The sequence below is a fragment of the Rhodopirellula sp. JB055 genome (genome assembly GCF_043100905.1).
Taxonomy (GTDB): Bacteria; Planctomycetota; Planctomycetia; order Pirellulales; family Pirellulaceae; genus Rhodopirellula.
In genome coordinates this window covers 1-9572 of sequence record NZ_JBICHO010000561.1, presented here as the reverse complement: position 1 = coordinate 9572, position 9572 = coordinate 1, and the positions used below count along the sequence as shown (strand labels likewise).

Here is a 9572-nt window from a genome sequence, read left to right as displayed (position 1 = left end):
CGCTCTTGGGTTCCGCCTTCGGTTTGTCGGCGCTCTGGCCCTTTTTGTAGCTCTCGCTGCGGTAGTCGGTTTGGTAGAAGCCGCTGCCTTTGAAAACAATTGCTGCGCCAGTCCCAAACTGGCGTTGCAGTTTGTTCTTTTTGCATTCCGGGCACTTCTTCAGCACTTCGTCGTTGATGCCTTGGAACACTTCCAACTCGTGACCACAAGCTTCACACAAATAATCGTAAGTCGGCATAGGAAAGGATTGAAAGAAAAAGGGAGAGGGAGGAATGGCGTCGGGAACGAGTCTTTGATTTTCGAAAGTCTTGACGACTCTCGCTGCGAATCATGCCGAGCCGTCGCCGGTGCTGACGACAACTTGAGCTGGGCGCACAACTCGGTCGTGCATTTGGAATCCAGGTGTGGCGACGTGAGCGACCATGCCCGAAGCGATCTCGGGGTGAGGCATCTGCGAAATGGCTTCGTGGAAGTTTGGGTCGAACAGTTCGCCTTCAGCGGGGATTTCTTTTATCGCGTGTTTGGCCAGCACGTCGTCAAGTTGCTTGCTGACCATTGATACGCCTTCGGTCAATCCAGCGGCGGATTCACCGTCGCCGGCTGCGTTGGCTGCATCGATGGCTCGCAGCAGGTTGTCGCGGACTTGAAGGATGTCGGTGACCAGTGGCATGCCAGCGAACTTCAGTTGAGTTTCGGTGTCACGGCGGAGGCGTTTGCGAAAGTTTTCCGCTTCAGCCTGAGCTTGCAGGACACGCTTGTTCGCTTCTTCCACTTCGCCTCGCAGTCGCGTCATTTCTTCATCGCGAGTTTCCTCGCCTGCTTCTGCGAATGCTTCGTCGTTGGCCGCGGATTCATTTTCGAGCGAGGCGTTGGCTTGCGAGTCCACTGCTTCGTCTTCGGATTGAAGTTCTTCGTTGGGTTGTTCGTTCATGAGTCTTTCTCCGTGTCGGACGAGCCGCTGTTGGCTTCTTCCGGTTCGGGGTCAAAAAAGTGACGAAGTTTGTCGAGAAACGAGGTGCGTTCGGGAAGCACCGAATCGTGATCGAGTTCAGCCAGTTCGCGAAGCAGTTTTTGTTGTTTGTCGTCGAGCTTTTTGGGGACTTCGATGAAGACCTGCACCAGCAGGTCTCCGGTGCGTCCGCTGCGAGGGTCGACGATGCCTTGGCCGCGAATGGTGAAGACGTGCCCGGTTTGGGTTCCGGCGGGCACGGTCAATTCGTGTGGTCCGTCGAGTGTCGGCACGTTGATCTCGGCACCAAGAGCGGCTTGGGCATATGAGATTGGCATCTGCAAGATCAGATGCTGGCCTTCGCGTTTGAACAGGTCGTGTTCTTTGACGGAGATGAAGCAGTAGCAATCGCCGTTGGGGCCACCATCGGGGCTGGGTTCGCCTTCGCCTTGCAGGCGGACTCGCATGCCGTCGTCGACCCCGGCTGGGATCTCGACGTTCATCTCGGCTTTTTCGTTTTGCGTTCCCGTGCCACGGCATTTGCCGCAGGGTTCGCCGATTTGTTTGCCGGCACCTTTGCAGGTCGGGCAAGTTGTTTGGACGCGCAGGATGCCCGCTGATTGGATGACTTGTCCTTGTCCGCCGCACATGGTGCAGGTGACCGGTTCGCTGCCCGCGGCGGCACCGCTACCGTCGCAGGTGTCGCAAGAAACACGGCGTCGGAAGACAATGTCCTTGTGGCATCCGCGAGCGGCTTCTTCCAGCGTTAACGTGACGTCACAGCGGACATCGGCACCGCGTCGAACGCGTCGTCGTCCACCGCCGCCGCGACGGGAGCCTCCGCCAAAGAAGTCACCGAAGCCGCCACCGAACAAGTCGCCAAACGCTTCGAAGATGTCTTCGACGTCGCCGTATTGTTGTGTGGCACCTTCGACACCTGCGTGACCGTATTGGTCGTAACGGGCTCGTTTATTGGCGTCACTGAGGACTTCGTAGGCTTCGGTTGCTTCTTTGAATTTCGCCGTCGCGGATTCGTCGTCTGGATTGCTATCGGGATGGTACTTGATAGCAAGTTTACGATACGCGCGATCGACCTGCTGCTTCGTGGCCGTTCGTTCGACCTTCAGCACTTCGTAGTAGCAGGTTTTGGTGGCCATGGAAAATCACACAGAAAAGTGTTCGTAGTCGGTGATCGCCTCGGCGCCGGATCATTGGTCTGTCCAGTTTGGACGTGATGAACGCGACGCTGGGAGGGTCATGAAAAGGGGCCGCTCACCGAAGGCGAACGGCCCATTTGTAAATTGCTGTGCCACCGGCTGAATCTGAGATTCAGCCTTTCGGCACTGGCGAATTTGGAAAGGCGATTAGCTAATCATGCCTTCGACAGGACGTTTGTCTTTGTCTTCTTGCTCGAAGTTCGTGACCAAGGCTTCGGTCGTGAGCAACAAGCCTGCGATGCTGGCGGCATTGGTCAATGCGGTGCGAACCACTTTGACAGGGTCGATGACACCGGCTTTGACCATGTCGGTGTATTCGCCCGTGTGAGCGTTGAAACCGATGGCTGGGTTGTTCTTCTGCAGGACTTCGTCGACCACGACGCTGCCGTCGATGCCGCCGTTGTCGGCGATTTGACGCATGGGAGCGTCCAAGGCACCCAAGACAATGTCGACGCCGATTTTTTCGTCGCCCTTGGCTTTTTTCTTGGCTGCTTCCACGGCCTCGCGGCAGTGAACCAAAGCCACACCGCCACCGGGCAGAATGCCTTCTTCGACTGCAGCACGAGTCGCGTGCAAAGCGTCTTCCAAGCGAGCCTTGGTTTGCTTCATTTCAGCTTCGGTTTCGGCACCGACGCTGATGACAGCCACACCGCCGGCCAGTTTGGCCAAACGCTCTTGGAACTTTTCCTTGTCGTAATCGCTGTCCGTTTGCTCGATTTGAGCGCGGATTTGAGCGACACGCTTGTCGATGTCTTCGCGTTTGCCGGCGCCTTCGACGATGGTCGTGTTCGACTTGTCGACGGAGACTTTCTTTGCGCGACCGAGGTGTTCCAAGGTGACGTTCTCGAGCTGCATGCCGAGGTCTTCGCTGATCAGCGTTCCGCCGGTCAGAGTTGCGATGTCGCCCAACATGGCTTTGCGGCGATCGCCAAAGCCAGGAGCTTTGACGGCACACACGTTGAGCGTGCCACGCAGTTTGTTGACCACCAGCAACGTCAATGCTTCCGCGTCGACGTCTTCGGCGATGATCAGCAGAGGTTGACCGGTTTGAGCGGTCTTCTCGAGCAATGGCACGAGGTCGCGAATGTTGCTGACCTTCTTTTCGTACAGCAACACAAGCGCGTCGTCGAGGCTCGCTTCCATCGTGCTGGAATCGGTGATGAAGTAAGGCGAGACGTAGCCTTTGTCGAACTGCATCCCGTCGACGTATTCGACTTCGGTGTTGCGGCTCTTGCCTTCTTCGACGGTGATGACGCCATCTTTGCCGACTCGTTCCAAAGCGTCAGCGAGCAATTCGCCGATCACGTTGTCGTTGTTGGCCGAGATCGCACCGACGTGAGCGACTTCTTGTTTCCCGTTGACGGGACGTCCCATTTCAACCAGTTGACCGCAAGCGGCATCGACAGCCTTTTCGATCCCGCGACGAATCGCGGTTGGGTTGCTGCCGGCAACGATGTTTCGCAGACCTTCTTTGAAGATGGCACGAGCGAGCACGGTTGCGGTGGTGGTTCCGTCGCCGGCCAAGTCGCTGGTCTTTTGAGCGACTTCGATGACCAGTTTTGCACCCATGTTCTCGAAGCGGTCTTCGAGTTCAATTTCCTTGGCAACGGTCACGCCGTCTTTGGTCACGGTAGGACCGCCGAAGGATTTATCGATGATCACATTCCGGCCGGTAGGACCCATCGTCGTTGCGACGGCCTTGGCCAGTTTGTCCACGCCGGCCAACATGCGGGCCCGAGCGTGATCGTCAAAAAGCAATTGTTTTGCCACGACTGAATTCCTCGTAGATGTTTTGGGGTGAAAGAACGAACCGGATCAGCCGATCTTGGCCAAAATGTCGCTTTCGCGAAGAATCTTCATTTCGTGTCCGTCGACTTCGATTTCGCTTCCGCCGTACTTGCCGTAGATCACGACGTCGCCGACCGAAACGCTGAGTTCACCGCGGTTGCCGCTATCGAGCAATTTGCCAGGTCCAACAGCGACGACGGTGCCACGTTGTGGCTTTTCTTTTGCCGAGTCGGGGAGCACGATGCCGCCAGCGGTCGTTTCTTCGGCTTCGCTGGGTTGAACCACGACGCGGTCATCGAGAGGACGCAGGTTGATTTTTTTAGCAGTGGCCATGAGTTGATTCCTGTGAGTTGAAAGTTGAGTTTGATCTGGGGGTGGGAAAAGGATTGAAAGAGGGTCGCGGGCAGCGGTTTACATCATGCCGCCCATGCCACCCATGCCTCCCATTCCGCCCATGCCACCCATTCCCATGCCGCCCATGTCTGGCATTCCGCCACCCATGCCGTGATCGTGGTGGTGATCGCCACCGGCTGGTTCTTCTTCGACGGGGATTTCGGTGACCAAAGATTCGGTGGTCAACAGCAAAGCGGCGACCGAAGAGGCGTTGGTCAGCGAGGTGCGAACCACTTTGGCAGGGTCGACGATGCCGCCTGCGACGAGGTCGCAGTACTTGTCCGCGTTGGCGTCGTAGCCTTCTGTTTTGCCCTTCATTTGAAGCACGCGGTTGACGACCACGGCTCCGTCGAGGCCAGCGTTGTTGGCGATTGCCCGCATTGGCTGGTCGAGCACGTTGCGGATGATTCGCACGCCGAGTTTTTGATCGCCTTCGGTCGCTTTTTCCAGTTTTTCAACAGCAGCGCGGCAACGCAGCAATGCGGTTCCGCCACCGGGGACGATGCCTTCTTCGAGTGCAGCTTGGGTCGCGGCACGAGCGTCGTCGATGAGGGCTTTGCGTTCCTTCATCTCGGTTTCGGTTGCGGCACCAACGTTGATTTGAGCCACACCGCCGGCGAGTTTCGCCAAACGCTCTTGCAGTTTTTCGCGATCGTAGTCGCTGTCGGTCGCTTCGATTTCGCGACGGATTTGAGCGACACGGCCTTCGATGTCAGCTTTCTTGCCAGCACCACCGACGATGGTGGTCGCTTCGCTGGTGATGCGAACTTGTTTGGCGCGACCGAGGTCAGAAACCTTGACGCTTTCCAGGTCGATGCCGAGGTCTTTGAAGATCGCTTTGCCGCCAGTCAGGGCAGCGATGTCGCCCAGGATGGCTTTGCGGCGATCGCCGTAACCAGGAGCCTTCACGGCACAAGCCGACAGGATGCCACGCATCTTGTTGACGACCAAAGTGGCGAGAGCTTCGCCTTCGGTGTCTTCGGCGATGATCAGCAATGGCTTCTTGGCTTTGCTGATGGCTTCCAGCAACGGGATCATCTTCTTGTTGTTGCTGATCTTTTCTTCGAACAACAGGATGTAGCAGTCATCCAGTTCGACCGTGACTTCGTCTTGGTTGGTGACGAAGTGAGGCGACAGGAACCCGCGATCGAACTGCATGCCTTCGACAACGTCGCCGTAAGTCTCGTTGCTGCGGCCTTCTTCAACGGTGATCACGCCGTTTTTGCCGACCTTGGTGAAGGCGTCTGCGAGGACGTCACCGATTTGTGGGTCGTTGTTGCCGGCGATCGTGGCGACGTGTTTGATGTCGCTCTTGCTCTTTTCGTTGATCGGGGTCGCCATTTTGGCGATTTGAGCGGTCGCGGTGTCGACGGCTTTTTGGATGCCGCGCGACAGTGCCATGGGGTCGGCTCCGGTCGCGACCATTTTCAGGCCTTCGCGGAAGATGGCTTCGCTGAGCACGGTAGCGGTGGTGGTGCCGTCACCTGCAACGTCGTTGGTCTTGCTGGCCGCTTCTTTGACCAGTTGAGCACCGAGGTTTTCGAACGGATCGTCCAGTTCGATGTCCTCGGCAACGGTCACGCCGTCCTTGGTGACTTTGGGCGAGCCCCATCCTTTGTCCAAAACGGCGTTGCGGCCGCGAGGGCCAAGTGTGCTGCGGACAGCACGGGCCAGCTTGCTGACGCCGGCAAGCAATGGGCCGCGTGCGTCATCGTCGAAAACGATCTGCTTTGCCACGATGTAGTTCTCCTGAGGTGGTTTGGATCCGTGAGGCACGCTGTTGTGGAGTGACTCGCGAAGATGCGAGTTCAGGCGGCCACGGATTCGATGCCAAGAGGGAAAGAGACGGGGAATGTGTTCGGGTCGAACGAAAGCGATTCGGCCATTCGGGCACGAATGCGTTCGTTGGGGCTCGCAGGTAGCAATCGCCGTACCGAGCGTTTTGGTTTTGTTGTAAGTGGTTGTTAGGGAACGGTTTGCGTTTGCCAGGGGTTTGGCGGGTTGGTGTCGGCGGCTCCGTTTGCCGTCCTGCGGTTGCCAACGTGGCAGGAGGGGCTGGAAAGGTCGCGAAACCACCATGTGTCCGGCCAGGATCTTTCCCAACCGTTGCAATCGTTTCGACCGGCAACCAGCGGCCGGAAATGCTTGCCAAGCACAAAACTGCTCCTCAAGAATCATTGACCTTTGGGCTTTCGAAACCTTCACTTGCGGCAACTGCGCGTCGTTGCGTGGTTTTCGAAAAGTTGAGTACGAGCTGAATCCGGCATCTGAATTGCGTCGGGCAGTTTGTTCTTCCCGATATGATCCAAACCTGATTGGTTGTGCTGATGCGTTGGTGTCATCGCCGATATGTCCTGTCGTTTGCTGTCCTGAGCCAGTTCGTGGGCTCGTTTGCCGCGCCCGCTGCCAATGCGTGCTGCTTGACCGATTGGCTGTATGGCAAGCAACCCGCTTACGTCGCTGGATACGCACCGGTCGCTGGTGCGCCGGTGACGACGATCACGACCATGCCGGGGCCCGCGGTGGGAACGCCGGCGATTGCGCCTCCGCCGGGTTATTCGGCCAACTACCCTGGCTACACGGCGGGTTACACACCGCTGATGACAACTCCGCCCAGTACCACGGTGTTGCCGCTCAATACGACCAGCAATTACACGCCGTCGCAGGCCTATTCGTTGCAGCGTCCCGCTTATGGAGCGGTTCCGTTGGACAACCCATCGGTTTACACCGGGTTGCCTACTGTGAGTTCACCTGTCGCGTCCGGGTACCGCGGTGCGGTTTCCACCGGCAGTGCCATCATGGGAACGGGCAACGTTTATCCGAACAGCAGTTACGCGGCCAGCCCCACAGGTGTCCAGCCTGTCACCGCCTATCGACCTGCCACGAGTTACCCACCTGCGAAAACGTATCCGACACCGATCCGAAGTGGATTGTCGCGGTTCTTCAACTCGTTGCTGGGCACCGGTTATCGCAGTTCGTATTACACGGCGCCAATCACTTACTATCGGCCTGCCACGACGGTGGACCCGGTCACCGGAACCACGGTCACGGTTCAGCGAGCCTGTGAATCGACGGTGCAGCAGTTGCAGCGAACGCCGTACACAACGTTCCAAGGTCTGGCAGCCCAGCCCACCATGGTTGCTCCCACCACGATGGACCCGTGCATGACCACGGTCGATTCGTGTGGCATGGCGACCTCCGTGGCGCCGGTTGTCAGTCCCTACGGCGCTTCGCCTTACTCCGCGTTGCCACCCACTTCGTCGGCACCGGCTGGTTCCTACGCGGCCCAGCCAAGTTGGAGCGGTGGGCCTTCCGCTTCGTCGATCCCAAGCACGATTGATCCCAGTGGATACGGGGGAGTGGCCCAGACCGGAGACCTTCAACCGCTCGCGCCGCCTGTTTCGTCGCCTTCCGATTTGCAGCCATTCAATCCTCAACAGCAAACGCTTTCGCCGTTGACTGGATCGCCCGACGCGAGCGAGGTGCCTTCCGGGACGCCGGCTTCACCTTCGGATCAACCGCCCGCTTCGCAGTACCGTTTCAATATCGAACCACCAGCTCAGTCGAATGATTCTGCCTACGATTCGGCTGACTCGGAAAGCAATGATCCGAGCGATACCTACGACAGCTATCGGTACCAAAGTGAGCCAGAAGAGCAGGACAGCAGCGAAGAAGGTTCGCCGAATTCGCTGGACGACTACCTGAGTCGAAGCCGGCAAGAGGTTTTGAGGGATCGCGAGGACCTGCGGCGTTTGACCGCCGGCAACACGACCGCCAGTCCGTCGGCGGATCCGCGAGTGAGGCCGATTCCGGCACCGGAAGGCTATCGTCACGCGTTTGACGACGGTTCGGCTGCCGCCGCTGCACCCGCGGCTCGGCCAAGCACTTCGCCCGTCCGTTCCGTCCCGTGGTTGGCTCCACCTGCCGGTTCAGATGCTGGCCAATTGCAGGCTCCTGACTTGTTGCCTGCTCTGCCTCCTCCGCCAAGCACCAGTCGTGGAACCTACGAGCAGGCTCAATCGCGAATGGTTCCTTCGAATGAAGATGAAGGTCCGGTTCAATGGGGATACAAGGTGCGTGAAGCATCGTTGACCGAACGTCGGCCAACCATGCCAGAAACTTCGGCCTTGTCCCAACCAGCTAGCGACTACCTGCCTGTTCGGCAGCCCGTTCAAGAACGCCCGAATCGCGTGCAAAATCGACGTCCCGCTTTGGCTCCCATCAAGGCGGCTCCACAAGGGGTGCAGCCCGTGCAGCCGAAGCCAGTCGCCAAGCCGAAAACCACTCAGCACACCGAGTCGGGTTGGCACGCGCTGAATCGCTGATCGTCTCGCAAGCGATCAGTCGATGGCTCTGTTTGCTGTGCGAATGACGATTGCGTGATTCGCTGTGGGATTCACTCTGGCGAATCCAATCTCACCACCGAGCTTTCTTCATCGAGCTCGATCTCTTCATCCAGTTCGAAGTCATCGAAGTTCTGACCGCCTGCCGTGGCCATTGCGAATTCGAAGTTGCCTTCGCCGAGGGTCTCGCACATGCGGTTGTAGATTTGCGTTTGTCGGCCCATGTCATCGTACGGGCCCGCGATGTAGGTCGGTTTCCCGTTCATGCCAAAGGAAATGGTGTCTCCCACCGAGGCGGGTTCGATGTGGTGCCAAAGTGGCGCGTACTTGCTGTAGTCGGGGTGCGGTTGCAGGCCGCATGATTCGGCATACGCGATCGCAGCTTCCACCACCCCGCGAGCAAACTCGGGCTCGCAAGGTTGCAGCATCTGACGCGACTGCATGTCCGTGATCACGTCGCTGTATTCGGTCAGGGTGCGGTAGTTCCCGGCCACGTCTTTAACGCCCATGCAGCCCAGGTCCACCAGGAAGAACGCCGTGGCGATTTGGCTGCCGGGGGCGGTTCGCGAAAGCATCACGTGCCCAATCGCGGGAGTGGTTGGGTTGGGGGTCAGCAGTTCGGGGCTGATCATGCAGTCCTTGATCGTTCCAGTGGCGGCGGCTCGCATTTTGCCTGCCATCGACGCCATCATCTGCTGCTGGCGAGCGAGTTGTTTCTTCTTGCGTTGCTCTTTGGCTTTCTGTTTGGCTAGCTTCTTTTGCTTTTGTTGTTCTGATTTTGCCATCATTGATCCTCCGTGTTTGAGCCAGGTTCGCCGCTAGTCTAGCGAACTTGACTCGCCAGACGAGAGACCTGTTTTGCCTGGTTGGACTAACTTTCCC

Annotated in this window: 8 protein-coding genes; 1 reads left to right on the top strand and 7 read right to left on the bottom strand. The window is 58.1% G+C overall.

The features are described from left to right. The 6 genes from ACF8AM_RS21950 to groL (ACF8AM_RS21925) all read right to left on the bottom strand — a co-directional run. A partial coding sequence (locus ACF8AM_RS21950; RefSeq protein ID WP_392557708.1) for an FmdB family zinc ribbon protein occupies positions 1 to 238 on the bottom strand: 238 nt, incomplete at its 3' end. Between the two features lie 90 nt (positions 239 to 328). Continuing rightward, positions 329 to 931 carry a nucleotide exchange factor GrpE gene (grpE, locus tag ACF8AM_RS21945; RefSeq protein ID WP_392557707.1) on the bottom strand — a complete coding sequence of 201 codons (603 nt, stop codon included), beginning with the start codon at positions 929 to 931 and terminating at the stop codon, positions 329 to 331. Beyond that, positions 928 to 2106 carry a molecular chaperone DnaJ gene (dnaJ, locus tag ACF8AM_RS21940; RefSeq protein WP_392557706.1) on the bottom strand — a complete coding sequence of 393 codons (1179 nt, stop codon included), beginning with the start codon at positions 2104 to 2106 and terminating at the stop codon, positions 928 to 930. Before dnaJ ends, grpE begins: the two co-directional genes overlap by 4 nt. A gap of 207 nt (positions 2107 to 2313) precedes the next feature. Then, positions 2314 to 3936 (bottom strand): chaperonin GroEL, encoded by a 1623-nt coding sequence (gene groL, locus ACF8AM_RS21935; protein WP_392557705.1) that lies wholly within the window; start codon positions 3934 to 3936, stop codon positions 2314 to 2316. Positions 3937 to 3981: 45 nt separating this feature from the next. Then, complete coding sequence (groES, locus tag ACF8AM_RS21930; protein ID WP_007330007.1) at positions 3982 to 4287, bottom strand: co-chaperone GroES; 306 nt, start codon at positions 4285 to 4287, stop codon at positions 3982 to 3984. A 78-nt stretch (positions 4288 to 4365) separates the two neighbouring features. Further along, the gene (groL, locus tag ACF8AM_RS21925; RefSeq protein ID WP_392557704.1) at positions 4366 to 6084 is read right to left on the bottom strand and encodes a chaperonin GroEL; all 1719 of its coding nucleotides are present in this window, start codon (positions 6082 to 6084) and stop codon (positions 4366 to 4368) included. A 590-nt stretch (positions 6085 to 6674) separates the two neighbouring features. Between groL (ACF8AM_RS21925) and ACF8AM_RS21920 the strand changes: the two genes are divergently transcribed. After that, complete coding sequence (locus ACF8AM_RS21920) at positions 6675 to 8672, top strand: hypothetical protein (RefSeq protein WP_392557703.1); 1998 nt, start codon at positions 6675 to 6677, stop codon at positions 8670 to 8672. 71 nt (positions 8673 to 8743) lie between these two features. Here the strand turns inward: ACF8AM_RS21920 and ACF8AM_RS21915 are convergent, their stop codons facing one another. Further along, positions 8744 to 9478, bottom strand: a complete 735-nt coding sequence (locus ACF8AM_RS21915; protein WP_392557702.1) for a hypothetical protein — start codon at positions 9476 to 9478, stop codon at positions 8744 to 8746. Positions 9479 to 9572 lie beyond the last annotated feature (94 nt).

Coding starts and splice junctions, on each gene's coding strand:
- grpE (WP_392557707.1), bottom strand. CDS start 931: ATGAACGAACAACCCAACGAAGAACTTCAATCCGAAGACGAAGCAGTG.
- dnaJ (WP_392557706.1), bottom strand. CDS start 2,106: ATGGCCACCAAAACCTGCTACTACGAAGTGCTGAAGGTCGAACGAACG.
- groES (WP_007330007.1), bottom strand. CDS start 4,287: ATGGCCACTGCTAAAAAAATCAACCTGCGTCCTCTCGATGACCGCGTC.
- ACF8AM_RS21920 (WP_392557703.1), top strand. CDS start 6,675: ATGCGTTGGTGTCATCGCCGATATGTCCTGTCGTTTGCTGTCCTGAGC.
- ACF8AM_RS21915 (WP_392557702.1), bottom strand. CDS start 9,478: ATGATGGCAAAATCAGAACAACAAAAGCAAAAGAAGCTAGCCAAACAG.